An 18,011-nucleotide genomic window follows, 5' to 3' on the forward strand; every position below is an offset into this window, starting at 1 on the left:
GTGGGGTTGTTGGAAGGCCCGGCAACCAGCCCCAGGGGGTCAATGGGATAATCTGCCCTATGACGATCACCCTCAAAACCGCCCAAGACATCGAAGGCATGCGCCTGGCTTGCCGCCTGGCCTCCGAAGTCCTCGACTACATCGAACCCTTCATCAAACCTGGCATCACCACCAACGAAATCGACAAGCTGTGCCACGACTACATGGTCGATGTGCAAGGCTGCATTCCCGCCCCGCTGAACTACGCGCCAGGTGGCTACAAGCCCTATCCCAAGTCGATCTGCACCTCGATCAACCACCAGGTCTGCCACGGCATTCCCAACGACAAGCCGCTCAAAAAAGGCGACTCACTCAACATCGACATCACCACCATCAAGGACGGCTGGCACGGCGACACCAGCCGCATGTTCCATGTGGGCGAAGCCTCAATCGCAGCCAAACGCCTGGCCAAGGTCACCTATGAAGCCATGTGGAAAGGCATTGAGCAGGTCAAGCCCGGCGCCTATTTGGGTGACATTGGCCATGCCATTCAAAAATTTGCCGAAGGTCACGGCTTTTCAGTGGTGCGCGAGTTTTGCGGGCACGGCATTGGCCGAGGCTTTCACGAAGAGCCGCAAGTGTTGCATTACGGCAAGCCCGGCACCCTGGTCGAGTTGGTGCCCGGCATGGTGTTCACCATCGAGCCCATGATCAACGCAGGCAAGCGCGACATCAAGGAAATGGGCGACGGCTGGACCATCGTGACCAAAGACCATTCGCTGTCGGCCCAATGGGAGCACACGGTGGTGGTGACGGAAACCGGCTACGAGGTCTTGACCTTGTCTGCAGGCAGCCCCGCCATCCCGGCATTCATCCAGCCCGTCATCCCCGACAAAGCCACCGCCTGAGATGAGCGCTCAGGCCACCTCCACAGATCAGACTGGCCCCGCAGGTCTCTCCCCTTTGACCGACTTGGCCCAGCTGCGCGAGACCTACAAGCACGACAAAGCCGCCGTTTTGCACAGCCTGGCGCACAGCGGTGCCGTGGCGCGTGGACTCAAGCAAACGCTTCGGCAACTGTCCATCCTGGCCGATGGGCTGTTGATTGAACTGTGGCAAAACGCGGGATTTGCGCCCGATGTGTGCCTGGTGGCCGTGGGTGGTTTTGGGCGGGCCGAGCTGTTTCCCTATTCGGATGTGGATGTCTTGGTGCTCTTGCCCGACGGCCAATCGCCAGAGGCTTCGCCCGAATTGCAGGGGCAGCTCGAACGCTTCATTGGCAGCTGCTGGGACACTGGCCTGGAGATTGGCTCCAGCGTGCGCACCCTGAGCGAGTGCCTGGCCGAGTCGGGCAAAGACATCACGGTGCAGACCTCGCTGCTGGAGTCGCGCCGTGTGACCGGCAACACCCGCTTGTTCACCGAGTTTCAAAAGCAGTTCCAGGCAGCCATGGACCCGCAGGCTTTTTGGGTGGCCAAAACCCTGGAAATGCGCCAGCGACATACCAAGTTCGAAGACACGCCCTACGCCCTGGAGCCCAACTGCAAGGAATCGCCTGGCGGGCTGCGTGATTTGCAGGTCATTTTGTGGGTGGCCCGCGCTGCCGGTTTGGGCCACAGCTGGGACGAACTGGCCCGCAAAGGCCTGGCCACACCACTGGAGGCACGGCAGATCAAGCGCAACGAAGCCCTGCTGGGCCTGATCCGCGCCCGCTTGCATTTGCAGGCCCGGCGGCGCGAAGACCGGCTGGTGTTTGACCTGCAGACCAATGTAGCCGAGTCCTTTGGCTACAGCTCTGACGTGACACCTGAAGGCCGTTTGGCTTTGCGCGCCAGCGAAAAGCTGATGCGCCAATACTATTGGGCCGCCAAGGCGGTGACCCAGCTCAACCAGATTTTGCTCCTCAACATCGAAGACAGGCTCCATGCAGAAAGGGGCGAGTCGACTTCAGATCGCATCGCCTTGAACGAGCGGTTTTTTGAAAAAGCCGGCCTGATCGAGGTGGCCAGCGACGACCTGTACCAAAAGCACCCCCACGCCATCTTGGAGACTTTTTTGCTCTACCAAGCCACGCCGGGTGTGAAAGGCTTGTCGGCCCGCACGCTGCGGGCACTGTACAACGTGCGGGCCATCATGAACGGGCGCTTTCGCGCCGACCCGGTCAACCGGCAGATGTTTTTACAGATCTTGCAGCAGCCCCAGGGCATCACACACGCCATGCGTTTGATGAACGAAACCTCGGTGCTGGGGCGCTATTTGTGGGTGTTTCGGCGCATCGTCGGCCAGATGCAGCACGACCTGTTTCATGCCTACACGGTGGACCAGCACATCCTGATGGTGCTGCGCAATGTGCGGCGCTTTTTCATGGCCGAGCACGCCCACGAATACCCGTTTTGCTCGCAACTGGCCGGAGGCTGGGACAAGCCCTGGATTTTATACACCGCCGCCTTGTTTCACGACATTGCCAAAGGCCGGGGCGGCGACCACTCCAAGCTGGGCATTGCCGAGGTGCGCACCTTCTGCCGCCAGCACGGGGTCGACAAAACCGACGCCCAGTTGCTCGAATTTTTGGTGGGCGAGCACCTGACCATGAGCCATGTGGCCCAAAAGGAAGACCTGAGCGACCCGGAAGTCATCGGCCGGTTTGCCCAGCGTGTGGGCAACGAGCGTCGCCTGACCGCGCTGTATTTGCTCACCGTGGCCGACATTCGCGGCACCAGCCCCAAAGTGTGGAACGCCTGGAAAGGCAAGCTGCTGGAAGACCTGTACAAATCCACCCTGCGTGTGCTGGGCGGCCGCGCACCGGACGCCAACGCCGAAGTCGAGGCCCGCAAGCGAGACGCCCTGATCGAGCTGGCCCGCCACAGCCAGCCGCACGAAGGCCAAAAAGCCCTGTGGGACACGCTGGATGTGGGCTATTTCATGCGCCACGATGCATCTGACATCGCCTGGCACGCCCGCCAGTTGTCGCGCCATGTGGCCAAACCCGCCGAAAGCCCGGACAAACCCATTGTGCGCGCACGCATATCCCCGGTAGGAGAAGGCCTGCAGGTGCTCGTCTTCACGCCCGACCAACCCGACTTGTTTGCCCGCATTTGCGGTCATTTTGACCAATCGGGCTTCAGCATTCTGGACGCCAAGATCCACACCACACGCACCGGCTGGGCGCTGGACACGTTCCAGATCGTCACGCCCATGCTGCCCGAGCATTACCGCGAACTGATGACCATGGTCGAGTCCGGCCTGACGCAAACACTGGAAAAACAAGGCCCCCTGCCCCCGCCCACCCGCGGTCGCGTGTCGCGGCGGGTCAAGAGCTTCCCGGTCACGCCACGCGTCACCCTCAAGCCCGACGACAAGGCCCAAAACTGGCTGCTCAGCATCTCGGCCAGTGACCGCATCGGCTTGCTCTACAGCATCGCCACGGTGCTGGCCAAACACGGCATTGACCTGCAGCTGGCCAAAATCAGCACCCTCGGCGAACGCGTGGAAGACACGTTCCTGATCAGCGGCGCCGAGTTGCAGCAAAACAAGGCGCAGATCGAGATCGAAACGGAGTTGCTGGCGGCACTGCAGGCGGGGTGAGGCCAAGCTGCTCAGCCCCGCTGTACATCATTGGCTCATGCGCGAGCTGTAGCGGCACACCGCCGGATCAAACCAGGTTTTCGAAAACTCGGCCAACTGGTTGGTCGCCGTCCACGAAAGGCGTTCGATATAACCGCTGCAGTCACCGGGCGAGAGGCCCAGCGGCAAAGCGGCCCAGTCGGGCGCAGCTGCGGCGCTGATCTGGTCTTCCACCCGGGCAATCCAGACCCCCAGGCGCTGCTGGTAGAACAAATACATGGAATCGCCCAACTCCTGCAGACTCAGGTCGGGGCAAGCGCCGGCCGGAAACCAGATTTCTTCGAGCGCCACAGGCTGACCACTCAAAAACCGCATGCGGCGCACCCGCCAGCAAGCGGCGCCCGGCGCCACCAGCGCCGGCCATTGGGCGGGCAAGTACTGCTGGCTCAAGTCCAGAATGTGCGCGGTTGGCAAGCCCGGGCCATCGGTCAACTCCAGGCGAAACAGCTCGTAAATTTGCGCCGTCCCCCGGGTTTGGCGCACGTAAGTGCCCGAACCCTGGATGCGTTCAAGTACCTCTTGCGCCTCCAGCAAAGCCAGCGATTTTCGCAAGGTGCCCACCGCCACCGACAGGCGTTGGGCCAGCTCGGCCTCCGTGGGCAAACGCTCACCGCTGTGCCAATAACCGGCCTTGATTTGTCGGGCCAGCAATTCCGCAATCTGCAGGTAAACAGGCAATGGTTTGGCAGCAGTGGCCACTTTCATAAGGCTAAAACCTCAAAACTCGGGGAAACCCGAATGCCAAGGTGAGTCAATTCATATATCATTCATTCACTTTCATGAGGAGTTCGACATGAGCATTGTTCCCGTCAAAGGAGAAGACGTCCAGGGTGCCGAAGTGGCCTGGTTCGCCCCTTTGTGTTCCGATGATTTTCGCCACCTGGGCGTGCCCGAAGGTGATTTGCGCAGCAACTGGGCCAACACCAGCCGCATTGTCGAGCGCGCAGATCAATTGGGCTACCGCAACATCCTGTGCCCATCATCCTACCAAGTCGGCCAGGACACCTTGACCTTTGCCGCCGCTGTGGCCCACAAAACCAAGCGCATGAACCTGCTGGCAGCCATCCGCTGCGGCGAAACCCACCCGGCCATGCTGGCACGCACCGTGGCCACACTGGACCACATTCTGGAGGGACGCCTCACGCTCAACGTCATCTCGTCCGACTTTCCGGGTCAACAAGAAGACAGCGCGTACCGCTACCGCCGCTCATGGGAAGTGGTCGAAATCCTCAAGCAAGCCTGGACCCAGGACGAAATCAATTACGACGGCGAGATCTACAAACTCAAGGGCCTGTCTACCGACCCGGTACGCCCCTACCAGACCAACGGTGGACCCTTGCTGTATTTCGGTGGTTACAGCCCCGATGCCCTGGCCCTGTGCGGTGCGCATTGCGACACCTATTTGATGTGGCCCGAGCCCAAAGATGTGTTGGCCCAGCGCATGCGCGATGTGCACGCCCAAGCCGAAAAGCATGGCCGCTTGCTCGACTACGGCCTGCGGGTGCACATGATCGTGCGTGACACACAAGCCGAGGCGCGGGAATACGCGGCCGAACTGGTGTCGCAGCTGGACGACGAAAAGGGCCGCGAAATCCGCCGCCGGGCCCTGGACGCCACCAGCTTGGGCGTGTCGCTGCAAAGCGCCAACCGCGACCGCGCAGACGACGAAGGCTACATCGAGCCCCACCTGTGGACCGGCGTGGGCCGTGCCCGAAGCGGCTGCGGCGCAGCCTTGGTGGGCAGCGTGGACCAGGTGCTCAGCGAAATCGAGGCTTACCAGAAGATGGGCATTCGGGCCTTCATTTTTTCCGGTTACCCCCACCTGCAGGAATGCGAAATCTTCGGCACCAAAGTGTTGCCGCAGCTCAAAACCGTGTCCCTTGCCCAAGAATATGGCCGTGTTCCGGCCCAAACACCGCCCACACCCCTGGGCACAGGAGTTCGCAAATGAGTTCAAACCACATCGGCCGCATCACGCTGCCCAACGGCCGCAGCCTCAGCCGCATGGCCTATGGCGTGTGGCGCCTGTCCGAAGCCGCAGATCATTCGGTCAACGCCAACCTGGCGCGCATTGACGCCTGTCTGGCGCAAGGCATCACCACCTTTGACCATGCCGACATCTACGGCAATTACAGCTGCGAAGCATTATTTGGTCAGGCCATCAAAGCCCGCCCCAGCCTGAAAGACCAGATTGAGATCGTCACCAAGACCGACATCATGCTGTTGTCGGACAAATGGCCGAACACCCGCGTCAAGCATTACGACACCAGCGCTGCCCACGTCACCGCCAGCGTCGAGCGCTCGCTCAGCCGCATCGGCGTGGACGTGATCGACCTGCTTTTGATCCACCGCCCCGACCCCCTGATGGACGCACAAGCCCTGGGCGCGTGTCTGGACGGCCTGATCGACAGCGGCAAGCTGCGCGGCGTAGGCGTGTCCAACTTCATGCCCTGGGACGTGGATTTGCTGCAGTCGTGCATGAAGCACAAGCTGCAAACCAACCAGATTGAGCTGGGCTTGCTGAACCCTGCCCCCTTCATCAACGGCCAACTGGCCCATGCCCAGCAGCACCGCATGCCGGTGATGGCCTGGTCCCCTCTGGGCGGCGGTCGACTGCATTCGCAAGCGGGCACGCCTGGCACCGCGGCAGCACGCCTGGCCCCCAAGCTGGCCGAGCTGGCCCAAGCTGCAGGCACCGACACCACCGCCGTGGCCATGGCTTGGTTGATGCACCACCCGGTGCAGGTCTTGCCTGTCATGGGCACCAACCAGATCGAGCGCATCGCCCGCTTTGGCGACACCGCCCGCGTGCCCATGGACCGCCAGACCTGGTACGAACTGTACGAATTGGCCAACGGCCACGAAGTGCCCTGATGGGCCAAGGCCTGCCCGCCCCCCTGTTGGGGGGCGCAGCACAAGCTCCTTTTTCCCCAAAATTTGACCCCGACTGTTTGAAAGTACCCATGCGCCACATGCCCGATGCCATGCCTGCCGCCGCTCAAGCCCCCTCGTCCGACCCGGCCGAATACCGCAAAGCCTTGTCCTGTTTTGCCACCGGGGTGACGGTGGTCACCTCCCACTGGCAAGGCAGCGACTGGGGCATGACCTGCAACTCGTTTTCGTCAGTCTCGTTGGAGCCCCGGCTGGTGCTGTGGAGCATCCGCAAAGCAGCCAGCAGCCTGGACGCCTTCACCCGCTCGGGAGGCTTCACGGTCAATGTCTTGTCCAGTGAGCAAGAAGCGCTGGCCAAACAGTTCGCCACGGGGGACATGGCCGCACGCTTTGCCGGAGTGCCCACCACACGCCAAGACAGCCAGCGCCAACGTTTGAATGCGGCCGTGGCCTGGTTTGACTGCCAACTCCACCAACTGGTGGATGCGGGCGACCACCACATCGTGATCGGCCAGGTGCAAAACTTTGGCTGGCAAGACGACGCGAGCGCCCTGACTTTCTGGCGCAGCCGCTTTGGCCAATTCGAGGCCCTGCCTGCATGATCCCGCTTTGGTTGTTGTTTGTGCTGGTGGGCGCAGCTGGCGGCTTCACCGCAGGTTTGTTTGGTGTGGGCGGTGGCCTGGTCATCGTGCCCACGCTCTACTTTCTTTGGCACACCGACCCGGTGCTGGGCCCCGAAGTCATGCACTTTGCAGTGGCCACCTCGCTGGCCTGCATTGTCGTCACCTCATTGACCAGTTCCTGGACCCATTGGCGCGCCAAACGCCTGCAATTTGATCGCCTGCATTGGCTGGCCTTGGCCGTGAGCCTGGGCTCGATCACGGCGGTCTGGCTGGCCAACTGGCTGCCATCGCAATGGCTCAAACTGGGTTTTGGCCTGTTTGCACTGAGCACCTGCCTGAGCTTGCTGCGCCCCAAAAAAGAATCTCTCGTCAAACCCATCCCCCAGCGCAACGAACTTTTGGGTGCAGGCGCTTTCATTGGCCACCTGTCGACTTTGTTGGGCGTCAGCGGCGGCGCCATGACCGTGCCTTACCTGGTGCTGCGCGGTGTGGACATGCGCCAGGCCGTGGTGGTCAGCTCGGCCGTGGCCATCCCCATCTCGCTGATCGGCGCGGTGGGTCTGGCCCTGACCGGTCCCCATGGAGCGCAAACCTGGGGTTATGTGCACTGGCCCGCCTTTGTGGGCATCAGCTTGGTCAGCATCATGTTTGCCAACTGGGGTGCACGCCTGTCCCAGCGCATGGACAAGCGCAAATTGCAAATGGCCTTCGCCGGATTTTTGGCCCTGGTGGCGGCCCACATGCTGCTGTATTGAAGGCTCAACTCAAGGGTTTGTCGCCTTTATGCATGCCCGGGACTGCGCGGGCAAAACTGGGCTGATCACCATCCGGGAACGCTTGACTCGCCCGTTTTTCACGGGCGAACAACTGAGCCACACAGCCCCGCACATGCTGGTTCAGGCCTTGTCATAAAAGTTTCGACACCATGTTCCTGCTTGGTCAGCACGGTGCATTCCTTGCTGTTTGCCACTGACGATGGCACCAGTGCCGGTCTTTTGTCGACTTTAATCAGGCCGTTTGAAGTCTGAAACGAAGATCAGACGCTTGGCATATATTGGCAGCACTTTTGCTCCTGCCGCCTTTGCGATGGGTGTTGGTCTGCGAGAGTTGATGTCGGCGGGGCGCCGCTTCTGAAGGTGAAGGGCCTTGCCAACTTCATGGGGCCGGAACATACCCCGGATATTTGACCGTAGTCCGTAAACACGAGGACGGCTTTGCCCGTGAATTGCCCGAACATTGAGTTATAAATTCGGCCCGCTGAAGTCTGAGCCGTGTGTTGCCCGTTGGGAGTATTTTGTGGGAGCTTGCCAGCCAAGCGAAAAGCCTGTGCTCCACAAGCGTCTGATCGCCAGCAGGGCTAGCTCCAACAAGGTGCAAGATTGAAGTCACCCTGCAAACTTCACAGGGCCGGATCAATAGCGAATCCTGATGTGAGGACGGGCAATGCCGAAAGCTAACAGCACACCTCAAAAAGCACTTGATGTGGGCACGATCGATTTCGGGCTGTTGCGTTGTCGCAAGATGGCGGCGGTGGTCAAGCGCCACACGCGGTGTATTGGCCTGTACCTGGTCTTGAATTGGCCCAATGCAGCAATCTTTGCGCACGCCGTGTATCGGCTGCGCTCACGCTCTATGCCAGTGCAGCGCTTGGACTGCGCGATGACACAAAAACGGTCTGCAAGCCAAGACGGGATGGGGTTGCCGTATTCAGGTGGATTGGCAGAGCGTCTGCTCCGCCTCTGGCTGTTGGCAAGGGTTTCGACAGAGCAGTCACCAAGACACAATCCGTGCTTTGCGACGCCGTTCACCCATCGGGTGGGTGTTCCCCAAGCACAAACACCCACGCCAGAGCTGACCATCCGGGCAGTTACATGAAAGAAACTGCCGGATCCAGAGTCAGCCCTTGAGGCCACCCTGGGTCAAACCGCCAACGACCCGCTCCTGAAAAATCGCAATCAGGATGGCCACCGGCACAATGGCCACGATGAGCGCCGCAGAAATGATCGGCCAGGGGAAGGTGAACTCGCCTTGGTACAAGGTGATGCCCACTGGCAAAGTGCGTGCGCCCGGGCTGGAGTTGAGCGACAAGGCCAGCAAAAACTCGTCCCATGAATTGACAAAGGCCAGGATGCCTGCGGTAAAGACGCCGGGCGCGGCCAGCGGCACCACCACATGCCACAAAGCGCCCAAGCGGGTGCAGCCGTCGATCATGGCGGCGTTCTCCAGGTCTCGCGGAATGCTCTGGAAAAAGCTCACCAGCACCAAGGTGCACACCGGCAAATTCAGCACCACGTACGGCAAGATCAGCGCCATGTAGGTGTTGAGCCAGCCCAAAGCCCGCATGGTCTCAAATATCGGCACCAGCAAAGTCACCAGCGGGAACATGCTGGAGGCCACGATGCAGGTCAGGATCAGCTCACGCCGCTTGAGGTTCAGGCGGGCGATGGCGTAGGCCGCAAACGCCGCCACCAGCAAAGACAACACGGTGGCGCCCGTGGCCACGATGACGCTGTTTTTCATGTAGTGCAGCAAGGGCTGGTCGGTGAAGGCGCGCACGTAGTTGCCCAGCATCGGGTTCTCGGGCCACCAGGTGATGGGTTTTTGCACCAACTCGGTCTCGGTCTTGAGCGATGTGAACAAAATCCAGACGGCTGGGAAAAAGCCGTTGAACACCACGATGGCCGCCGCTGCCCAGCGCAGCATGGGGGCGGACCAAAAAGACTGTTCTCTCATGACGCGTTCTTTCCAATATGGCGCAAGTAAAAGCCGGTGACAAACATAGAGATGACAAACATGAACACCGCCAAGGTGGAGCCAAAGCTGATGCTGGAGTAATCGATGGTGTATTTGTGGATCAGCATGGCCAGGGTTTCGGTGGCTTCGCCCGGGCCGCCCTTGGTCATGGTGTAGGGGATGTCAAAGGTCTGCAGCGCCGTGATGGTCCTGAAAATCAGCGCCACGATGATGCTGGGCATGAGCATGGGGATGGTGATTTCCCAAAACTGTTGCCAGCGGCTGGCGCCGTCCACCTCGGCCGCTTCGTACAGGGATTTGGGGATCATTTGCAGGCCAGCCAACAAAATCAGGGCCATGAAGGACGAGGTCTTCCAGATGATGGTCAGGCAAATGGCGGCGAAGGCCCAGTTGGGCTTCAAGAGCCAGCTGGTGGGCTCGGTTTGCAGGCCCAGGCGAGAAAGCACATCGTTCACCACCCCATATTCGGTGTGAAAAAACCAGGCAAAGATCAGGCCGGCAAAGGACAGGGGCAAGGCCCAGGGCAAGAGCAAAGACAGGCGCACGGGCCACTTGCGCTTGAACGGCAGATTGGCCAGCATGGCCAGGCCCAGGCCCACGATCAAGGCCCCGGGCACGGTGATCAGGGTGATCAGCAAGGTGTTCTTGGTGGCGTTCCAGAACAAGGGGTCTTGCACCACGTCCACGTAGTTGGTCAGCCCCAGAAACAGGCCGGTCTTGTCCACATCGAACAAGCTGTTGTAGACCAGTTTGCCGATGGGGTAGACGACGATCAAAAGCAGCAGCAAAAAAGCAGGTGCCAGCAGCATCAAGGCCAGCGTTTTTTCGGTCGGATCGCGGAGTTTGGACAGCATGGTCAAGTTCACAAGGCTCACAGAAAACCCCGGGCCCACCTGGGGCCCGGGGTCAGACAGGGTCAAGATGGCATCAGCACATCAGTGCATCAGCGCATCAAACGGCCCACACGGGCAGCGATCTCGTCCACACCGGCTTCAGGCGTCTTGGTGCGGGCCAGGACGGCGCTGGTGGTGGTGCGGATGATGTCCGACACCTGGCCGTAGTCCTCCACCATGGGGCGGCTTTGCGCGCCCAGCACCACAGGCAAGGCGTCCTTGAACCACGGCACGGCCTTGTTCACTGCGGGGTCTGAATAGACGCTCTGGAACACGGGCAGGATCGAGCCTTCGCGGGCGATGAAGGCGCTGGCCTCTTTGGAGGACAGGAACTTGATCAAATTGCCTGCGGCGTCCTTGTTCTTGCCGTAAGCGTTCATGGCCCACTGCCAGCCGCCCATGCAGGTGGCCGACTTGCCGCCGGTCATGGCGGGCAGGGGCATCACGCCGACGTTGCCCTTGACTTTGGAGTCGGCGTCGTCCTTGAAGCGGTCAAAAGCAAAGCCCCAGTTGATCGCAAACACGGCCTGACCGGCTTTGAATTCGTTCACGGTGACGGGCGTGGTGACCTCGGCCACGTTCTTCTTGATCACGCCCTGGTCAACCATGCCCAGCCAGCTTTGCAGGCCCTTGACGGCAGCGGCCTTGTCCAGCGTCAGCTTGCCAGCCGCATCGTTGAACTGCTTGCCCTGGCCCCAATAAGGCAGCAAGAAGGTGCAGACCGCGCCTTCAATCGGTGCGCCCTGGATGGACAGGCCTTGCAGGTTGGGGGTGTTTTCTGCCGCCATGATTTTCTTGGCAGCGGCTGCCAGCTCGTCCCAGGTCTTGGGCTCGGCCACGCCGTGCTTGGTCAGCAGGTCCTTGCGGTAGTACATGAACATGGCGTCGCCCTGGCTGGGCATGGCGTAGACCTTGCCGCCGATCACATTGGCGTTTTGGTACACGGGCAAATAGTCGTTGCGCAGTGCGGCCGGGCCACCCACGTATTTGTCGAGTGGCTCGATCCAGCCCTTGGAGGCGTACTGGGCCGGGTTGACGATGTCGATCAGGAACAAGTCGATGGCCGAGTCCTTGGCATTGAGCACGGTGGACAGGTACTGGCGCTGCAGTTCGGAGGTGGCGCCGCCGGTTTCGATCTCGACCTTCACGCCGGGGTTGGCTTTGTTGTACTGCTCAAACAACTTGGCTTGCAGGTCGGGGCGCTGGTTGGGGCCGACAAACACACGCAAAGTGGTTTGCTGCGCCCACACGGCGCCCGCCGCCATCGTGCTGGCCAGGGCCACTACGGCCAGTTTCAATGCATAACGCTTCTTCATGGATGTCTCCTTGGGGTTGAAATCAAATGGACTGACAAGAAAAATGGTTCAGATCGCCTGGCCACTGTCCTGGCTGAACAGGTGCATGGCGGCCGGGTCGAGGTAAAGGTTTTGGGGTGTGCCCGCAGGGGCCCGGAAGCTGGCAGAGCAGCGTGCAATCAGCTCGACATTCCCGACCTGGAAGGTGACCAGGGTCTCGGCGCCCAAAGGCTCGCTGATGACCACGCGGGCCTGCACCGCCACCTCGCCAGGCACATGGCGCGGGGCCAGGGACAGGTTTTCTGGGCGGATGCCAAACACATGGCCGGGCGCAGCCGCTGCGCGCTCGCGCAGGTCGGCGGGCAAAGCGATCAGCGCGCCACCCCCCAGGTCTGCCCCACCTGCTTGCACCTGGCAGCTCACCAGGTTCATGGGCGGGCTGCCGGTGAAGCCCGCGACAAACTGCGCGGCCGGGCGGTTGTAGATCTCATCGGGGCTGGCGTACTGCATCTTGTGGCCGCCACTCATGACGGCGATGCGGTCGGCCAGCGTCATGGCCTCGACCTGGTCGTGCGTGACGTAAATGATGGTCGCGCCCAGGCGCTGGTGCAGTTTTTTGATCTCGCTGCGCATCTCGTTGCGCAGCTGCGCGTCCAGGTTGGACAAGGGCTCGTCGAACAAAAACACCTTGGGCTGGCGCACGATGGCCCGGCCAATGGCCACGCGCTGGCGCTGGCCGCCCGAAAGCGCTGCAGGTTTGCGGTCCAACATGTGGTCGATGCGCAGCAAACGCGCGGCGTCCATCACGCGGCGCTTGATCTCGTCTTCGGGGGTTTTGCGCAGGCGCAAGCCAAAGGCCATGTTGTCGTACAGGCTCTTGTGGGGGTAGAGCGCGTAATCCTGGAACACCATGGCGATGTCGCGGTTGCGCGGCGGCTCGTCGTTGACGCGCTTGCCGTCGATGAGCACATCACCGCCGGTGATGCTCTCCAGACCCGCGATCATGCGCAGCAAGGTGGATTTGCCACAGCCGGAGGGCCCGACAAAGACCACGAACTCGCCGTGTTGAATTTCGAGATCGATGCCGTGGATGACCTGATTTTTGCCGTCGTAACTCTTTCGGACTTGCTGCAATTGCACGGATGCCATGGGAATGTGTCTTTAAATGGAATAACAAAGAACGCCCTTTGCAAGACGTGAATGAATCATAGATGATTTGGATCAACAAAGATGTTGGGGTTATCGCCAATCCGACACAAAAAAAACGCCTCACAAGACCATGAATTTCCCCTAAATGAGAAAAAATCAAAATCAAGCAGCGCCGGAATTCAACAAAACCGACAAATTGTAGTCGCCTCGTGTGAGGTCGATGGCCTGACCGGTTCGGGCCGACTCTTGGGCCGCCAAGCCCATGACCACCGCCGCCAAACCGTCGCGCAAACCCACCTCGACCGCGCCCTGCCCTCGCACCACGGCATTGAACTTCTGGTGCTGGTACAAGGTGGAGCCGTTGTGGTCACCGGCTGCCAGCGCCACCGGGTCCACGGGCACATCCAGCTCGCGCGGGCCTTTGGGATCACGCGGGCTGATGACCAGTTTGGGCACGGGCGCATCGCCCAAATGCGCGGGCCAAAAACGTCCTGGGCCGGGCACAAAGCATTCAGCCTTGCCCAAAGGCCCCACCACTGAAATTTCTTCTTGATAGCGAGCGCCTTCGGCAAACATGCACAGCTCGAGCAGTGCCCGTTGCCCGGATGCGAAATCCACGATCACATAGGCGTTGTCGAGAATATCGGGCCTGCCATCGGGATAGGTTTCATCCAGGTGGTTATGGTCCACCCCGGCGGAGGCAAACACACGCACCGGCTCGCTTTGGGTCAGGTGGCGCATCAGGTCAAAAAAGTGGCAGCACTTTTCGACCAAGGTGCCCCCGGTGTAGCGGTTAAAGCGGTTCCAGTCTCCCACCTTGACCAAAAACGGAAAGCGGTGCTCGCGGATACTCAGCATCTTGACCGGGCCGGTGTGCTGCTGGCCATGCACCTCTTGCGCCAGCATGGTCACGGGCGGCATGTAGCGGTACTCCATGGCCACCCATATCGGGGCCGGGTAACTGGCCTGCAAAGCAGCCAGGCTGCGCACATCGTCCAAATGGGTACAGGCAGGTTTTTCCAGCAAAACGGGCAGCGGCCGCAGGCGGGCAATCTCGCGCAGCTGGTCCGCATGGCAAAAGTTGGGGCTGGCGATCAGCAGGCAATCCACATCGGGCGAGGTGACCACCTCGGCCAGGCTGGCGGCGCTTTGCGCACCCGGCACCAAGGCCAGGCTGCTGGTCAGCATGTCTGCATCGGGCTCAAAAATGCGCGTGACCTGCGCACCGGGCAGCAAGGCGATGTTGCGCAAATGCTCCTGCCCCATCATGCCGCAGCCGATGATGCCGTAACGAGTGGTCGCAATGGGGGTGGACGTGGGGATAGTCAAGACAGCCTCTTCAAAGGTTGGGGGTTGAAACAAAAATCAATCGGCCAGGGTGTAATGCTGGCAGAGTTCTAAAAACGCATCGAGCCGGGGGTCAAGCCCGGTTTCTTCTCGCAGCAAAGCGGCCACGGCCGGGGCCATGCGGGCCGCTTGCCGGGCATCGAGGAACAGCGCACGCCAACGCCTGGCCAGCATGTCTTCCACCGTCAATGCCCATTCATGGCGGGCCGCAAAGCGCACCATGGCCTCGCTCAGGCCCATGCCCAGATCATGCCCGGCTCCGGGCAGGCGCAGCACCTCTTCGGCCTCGGTGCCCCACAAATGCAAACCGGGGGCGTCGCCGATACGGGAGCATGCAACCGAGGCTGAAGGCTTGGGTTGCCCAACTGGCGGCGCACCCACCAAGCGGTGCAACGCTGTGTTCACGGGGCTTGGGGCCACGCCCGGCCCTGTGGCCAAGTCGCCGTGCTCGGCCAGGGCCTGCATCACCTGCTCGGCCATGCTGCGGTAAGTGGTCCACTTGCCACCCGTCACCGTCACAAAACCCGGGGCTTCGCGGCGAATCAGGTGCTCGCGCGACATTTGACTGGTCGACCCGCCTGCCGCATCCGCTGCGCCCTGCACCACCAAGGGCCGCAAACCGACCCAGACGCTCAGCACATCGGCCCGGCCCAAGCTCACGCCCAGCGACTGGCGGGCTTCGCGAAACAGAAAATCCAGTTCCTCGGCCATGGGCACGGGCTCTTGCGGCGCGTCGGCGCGGGGGGTGTCGGTGGTGCCGATCACGGTGGCCCCCAGCCAAGGCACGGCAAACAAGACACGGCCATCGGCGGTGCTCGGAATCAGCACCGCCTCGCGAATGGGCAAACGCTCGCGGGCCACCACCAGGTGCACGCCCTGGCTGGCCGTGACCAGCGGCTTGACTTGGGGGCCTTCGCTGATGCTGCTGCTGGTCGACAAGGCCATCTGGCGCAAACCATCGACCCAGACCCCGGTCGCATTGACCACGCAACGGGCCAGGCCCTCGCGGGTTTGGCCGCTGCGCTCGTCCAGCCACTGCACGCGCCAGCCCTGCGCCTCGCGCTGCAAGCCCGTGACCCGGGCGTGGTTGTGCAAACTGGCCCCGGCGCGGCGGGCCGTCTTGGCCAGCGCCAAGGCCAGGCGCGCGTCTTCAAACTGTGCATCCCAGTAGCGCATGCCCGCCACCCAAGTGCTTTGCGGCGCAGCACTGCCCGCAGCAGGTGCAATGCCACCCGCCACGCCACCGGCCACATCACCCGGGCAACGCGCCAGCAACTGGCGGCGCGACAAGGCCACCGTGCGCCCCAAGCTCCAGCGCCCGGACAGCCATTGGTAGAGTTTCAGGCCCATGCCCGTCCAGACCCAAGACAGCCAACTGGCCCCGGGCACCACAAAAGACAAAGGCTGGGCCAAATGCGGGGCCAAGGCCAACACCGTGGCGCGTTCGCGCAAGGCCTCGCGCACCAGCCGCCAATGCCCCTGCGCCAGGTAGCGCACGCCGCCGTGCAGCAACTTGGTCGAGCGCGACGAGGTGCCGCAGGCCCAATCGCCCGCCTCCAGCAAGGCCACGCGCTGGCCTTGCAGCGCCGCCTGCACCGCCACCCCCAGGCCCGTGGCACCACCACCGACCACCAACACATCCCATGGGGCATCGGGTTCAGTGGGCGCACCGGAGGCATTCACTCGGGGGGCATCAGAAGACAAAGCGCTTGAATTTTCCACAAATTTTCCTGAAATGATCGAAAAATGTTGTTCTTAATTGAGTGTTTTTGATTGTATCGGTGAAACGCTCGGTTTTTGCGCTATTCTGAAGAACTGAGTACTGACCCTGACCCCCCAGCGACTGCCATGGCCCTCAATCCTCGACAACTGTCCCTTTTGCAAGCCGTGCGCGAACACGGCAGCGTCAAAACAGAAACCCTGGCCGAACAGCTGGGAATCCCCCTGCAAACCGTGCGGCGCGACCTGCAACGCCTGACCGAGGCGGCCATGCTGGAGCGCTTTCATGGCGGCGTGCGGGTGGCCGACTCGTCCACACGCAACACCACCTACACCGAGCGCCAACGCACCCAGGCGCAGGCCAAACAAGACATCGCCCGGCAAGTGGCCCAGGCCATCCCCGACGGTGCCAGCCTGTTCATGAACATTGGCACCACCGTCGAGGCCGTGGCCCGCGAACTGCTGCAGCACAAAGGCCTGCGCGTGGTGACCAACAACCTGCATGTGGCCCACATCCTCGCGGCCAACCACCAGTGCGAAGTGCTGGTGGCGGGCGGCACCGTGCGCCACGAAGACCTGGGCGTGGTGGGCGAAGCGGCGCTGGCCTTCATCCGCCAGTTCAAGGTCGACATTGGCCTGATCGGCATCAGCGGCATCGACGCCGACGGCACCCTGCGCGACTACGACCTGCGCGAAGTCATGGTGGCCCGCGCCATCGTGGCCCAGTCACGCCAGGTCTGGCTGGTGGCCGACCACAGCAAATTCGGCCGCCCGGCCATGATCGAAATGGCCCCTTTGAGCGCCCTGCACACGCTCTTCACCGACCAGCCCCCTGCCCCTGCACTGGCCGAGCGCATGGGCGAATGGGGGGTGAAGTGCGTGGTGGCGGGGGGGCAGGGGTGAACGAGCGGGCCTGAAAGAACGTTCTTCTTGGGCCACAGGGAAATCGGCATGTGCGGCATCCAAGCCTGAACTTTTTTGACCCAAGCCGGTGGCCGTGTCACCTGCCAATGCCACACCTCATGACGCCAACGGGCCACCAGCTTATAGATTCGGCCCGAAGAAGTCTGAGCCGTGTGTTGCCCGTTGGGAGGATTTTGTGGGCGCTTCCAGCCAAGCGAAAAGCCTGTGGTCCACAAGCGTCTGATCGCCAGCAGGGCTAGCTCCTACAAGGTGCAAGATTGAAGTCACCCTTCAGACTTCAAAGGGTCGGATCAATAAGGCCAGAAATGCCTTGTCGGCCCTCGTCTGAGGTGCCATACAGAATGGCCAGATCGGCCAGCTCAATGGCGTCCTGCACATGCTGCAAGGTCTGCCGATAACGCGTCAAAATATGCTCAGACAGGACATCGTGCCCGCCTCCCCCAAAGCTGACAGGGATCGTGGACACGCACGACCATCAACACCACCGAAAAGCCACCGCTCGCGCATCCCGGCATCAAGGCCAGTTTGGTCGGGGGCAAAAACACCGCCTCAGTCACAAACGACATGCCCTGCGCCAGACAAACCGTGCTACGCACACCAAGCCCTTGCTTGAGCCGATCGCGCATCGAGGTCAGTCATGTGCTGCAGGTCACTGGCTTCGTCCAGCTGCGCATTCACAAACAGTGCGCCAGGGCCCTTGCATATTGGGTTGGCGGGTATTGTCTCGACAACAATCGGGGTCTGACCCCAATGAATCTAGGGAAAATTTTCAGGGCACAGAAACGACAAAAGAGCCAATAGGCTCTTTTGTC

General features: G+C 61.5%; 16 protein-coding genes. 8 read left to right on the forward strand and 8 right to left on the reverse strand.

The features are described 5' to 3' along the window. The first annotated feature begins 59 nt into the window (after positions 1–59). Both map and AMM33_RS04210 read left to right on the forward strand, forming a co-directional pair. Positions 60–887 carry a type I methionyl aminopeptidase gene (gene map / locus AMM33_RS04205; RefSeq protein WP_090139123.1) on the forward strand — a complete coding sequence of 276 codons (828 nt, stop codon included), beginning with the start codon at positions 60–62 and terminating at the stop codon, positions 885–887. A 1-nt stretch (position 888) separates the two neighbouring features. After that, complete coding sequence (locus AMM33_RS04210) at positions 889–3,564, forward strand: [protein-PII] uridylyltransferase (protein ID WP_090139125.1); 2,676 nt, start codon at positions 889–891, stop codon at positions 3,562–3,564. Positions 3,565–3,591: 27 nt separating this feature from the next. Here AMM33_RS04210 and AMM33_RS04215 read toward each other — a convergent pair whose 3' ends face one another. Continuing rightward, complete coding sequence (locus AMM33_RS04215) at positions 3,592–4,308, reverse strand: GntR family transcriptional regulator (protein ID WP_090139126.1); 717 nt, start codon at positions 4,306–4,308, stop codon at positions 3,592–3,594. 88 nt (positions 4,309–4,396) lie between these two features. Here AMM33_RS04215 and AMM33_RS04220 point away from each other — a divergent pair, with 88 nt between their 5' ends. The 5 genes from AMM33_RS04220 (at position 4,397) to AMM33_RS22700 (ending at position 8,993) form a co-directional block, all read left to right on the forward strand. Beyond that, positions 4,397–5,554: an LLM class flavin-dependent oxidoreductase gene (locus tag AMM33_RS04220; RefSeq protein ID WP_090139127.1), complete on the forward strand. Its 1,158-nt coding sequence runs from the start codon at positions 4,397–4,399 to the stop codon at positions 5,552–5,554. Beyond that, positions 5,551–6,477 carry an aldo/keto reductase gene (locus AMM33_RS04225; RefSeq protein ID WP_090139128.1) on the forward strand — a complete coding sequence of 309 codons (927 nt, stop codon included), beginning with the start codon at positions 5,551–5,553 and terminating at the stop codon, positions 6,475–6,477. Before AMM33_RS04220 ends, AMM33_RS04225 begins: the two co-directional genes overlap by 4 nt. An 89-nt stretch (positions 6,478–6,566) precedes the next feature. Beyond that, entirely contained in the window at positions 6,567–7,097 is a 531-nt protein-coding gene (locus AMM33_RS04230) for a flavin reductase family protein (RefSeq protein ID WP_228767950.1), read from the forward strand. Next, the gene (locus tag AMM33_RS04235) at positions 7,094–7,873 is read left to right on the forward strand and encodes a sulfite exporter TauE/SafE family protein (protein ID WP_090139129.1); all 780 of its coding nucleotides are present in this window, start codon (positions 7,094–7,096) and stop codon (positions 7,871–7,873) included. Before AMM33_RS04230 ends, AMM33_RS04235 begins: the two co-directional genes overlap by 4 nt. Positions 7,874–8,561: 688 nt before the next feature. Further along, positions 8,562–8,993, forward strand: a complete 432-nt coding sequence (locus tag AMM33_RS22700; protein WP_194945230.1) for a hypothetical protein — start codon at positions 8,562–8,564, stop codon at positions 8,991–8,993. Positions 8,994–9,014: 21 nt separating this feature from the next. On the opposite strand, the gene AMM33_RS04240 is transcribed toward AMM33_RS22700, so the two are convergent. From AMM33_RS04240 to AMM33_RS04265, 6 genes are all read right to left on the reverse strand, one after another. Then, positions 9,015–9,821 (reverse strand): carbohydrate ABC transporter permease, encoded by an 807-nt coding sequence (locus AMM33_RS04240; protein ID WP_228767951.1) that lies wholly within the window; start codon positions 9,819–9,821, stop codon positions 9,015–9,017. 26 nt (positions 9,822–9,847) lie between these two features. Beyond that, positions 9,848–10,726, reverse strand: a complete 879-nt coding sequence (locus tag AMM33_RS04245; protein ID WP_090139209.1) for a carbohydrate ABC transporter permease — start codon at positions 10,724–10,726, stop codon at positions 9,848–9,850. Positions 10,727–10,815: 89 nt separating this feature from the next. Next, on the reverse strand, positions 10,816–12,081 hold the full coding sequence (locus AMM33_RS04250) for an ABC transporter substrate-binding protein (protein WP_090139131.1): 1,266 nt from the start codon (positions 12,079–12,081) through the stop codon (positions 10,816–10,818). A gap of 48 nt (positions 12,082–12,129) precedes the next feature. Continuing rightward, positions 12,130–13,209 (reverse strand): ABC transporter ATP-binding protein, encoded by a 1,080-nt coding sequence (locus AMM33_RS04255; protein WP_090139132.1) that lies wholly within the window; start codon positions 13,207–13,209, stop codon positions 12,130–12,132. A gap of 162 nt (positions 13,210–13,371) precedes the next feature. Further along, positions 13,372–14,538, reverse strand: coding sequence for a Gfo/Idh/MocA family protein (locus tag AMM33_RS04260; protein WP_228767952.1), 1,167 nt, complete (start codon positions 14,536–14,538; stop codon positions 13,372–13,374). Positions 14,539–14,574: 36 nt separating this feature from the next. Then, positions 14,575–16,278, reverse strand: coding sequence for a glycerol-3-phosphate dehydrogenase/oxidase (locus tag AMM33_RS04265; protein ID WP_228767953.1), 1,704 nt, complete (start codon positions 16,276–16,278; stop codon positions 14,575–14,577). A gap of 126 nt (positions 16,279–16,404) precedes the next feature. Here AMM33_RS04265 and AMM33_RS04270 point away from each other — a divergent pair, with 126 nt between their 5' ends. Beyond that, positions 16,405–17,178, forward strand: a complete 774-nt coding sequence (locus AMM33_RS04270) for a DeoR/GlpR family DNA-binding transcription regulator (RefSeq protein ID WP_090139134.1) — start codon at positions 16,405–16,407, stop codon at positions 17,176–17,178. A 298-nt stretch (positions 17,179–17,476) separates the two neighbouring features. Here AMM33_RS04270 and AMM33_RS21760 read toward each other — a convergent pair whose 3' ends face one another. Next, positions 17,477–17,665 carry a hypothetical protein gene (locus tag AMM33_RS21760; protein WP_194945231.1) on the reverse strand — a complete coding sequence of 63 codons (189 nt, stop codon included), beginning with the start codon at positions 17,663–17,665 and terminating at the stop codon, positions 17,477–17,479. Positions 17,666–18,011 lie beyond the last annotated feature (346 nt).

The organism is Limnohabitans sp. DM1 (assembly GCF_001269385.1).
GTDB lineage: Bacteria > Pseudomonadota > Gammaproteobacteria > Burkholderiales > Burkholderiaceae_C > Limnohabitans_A.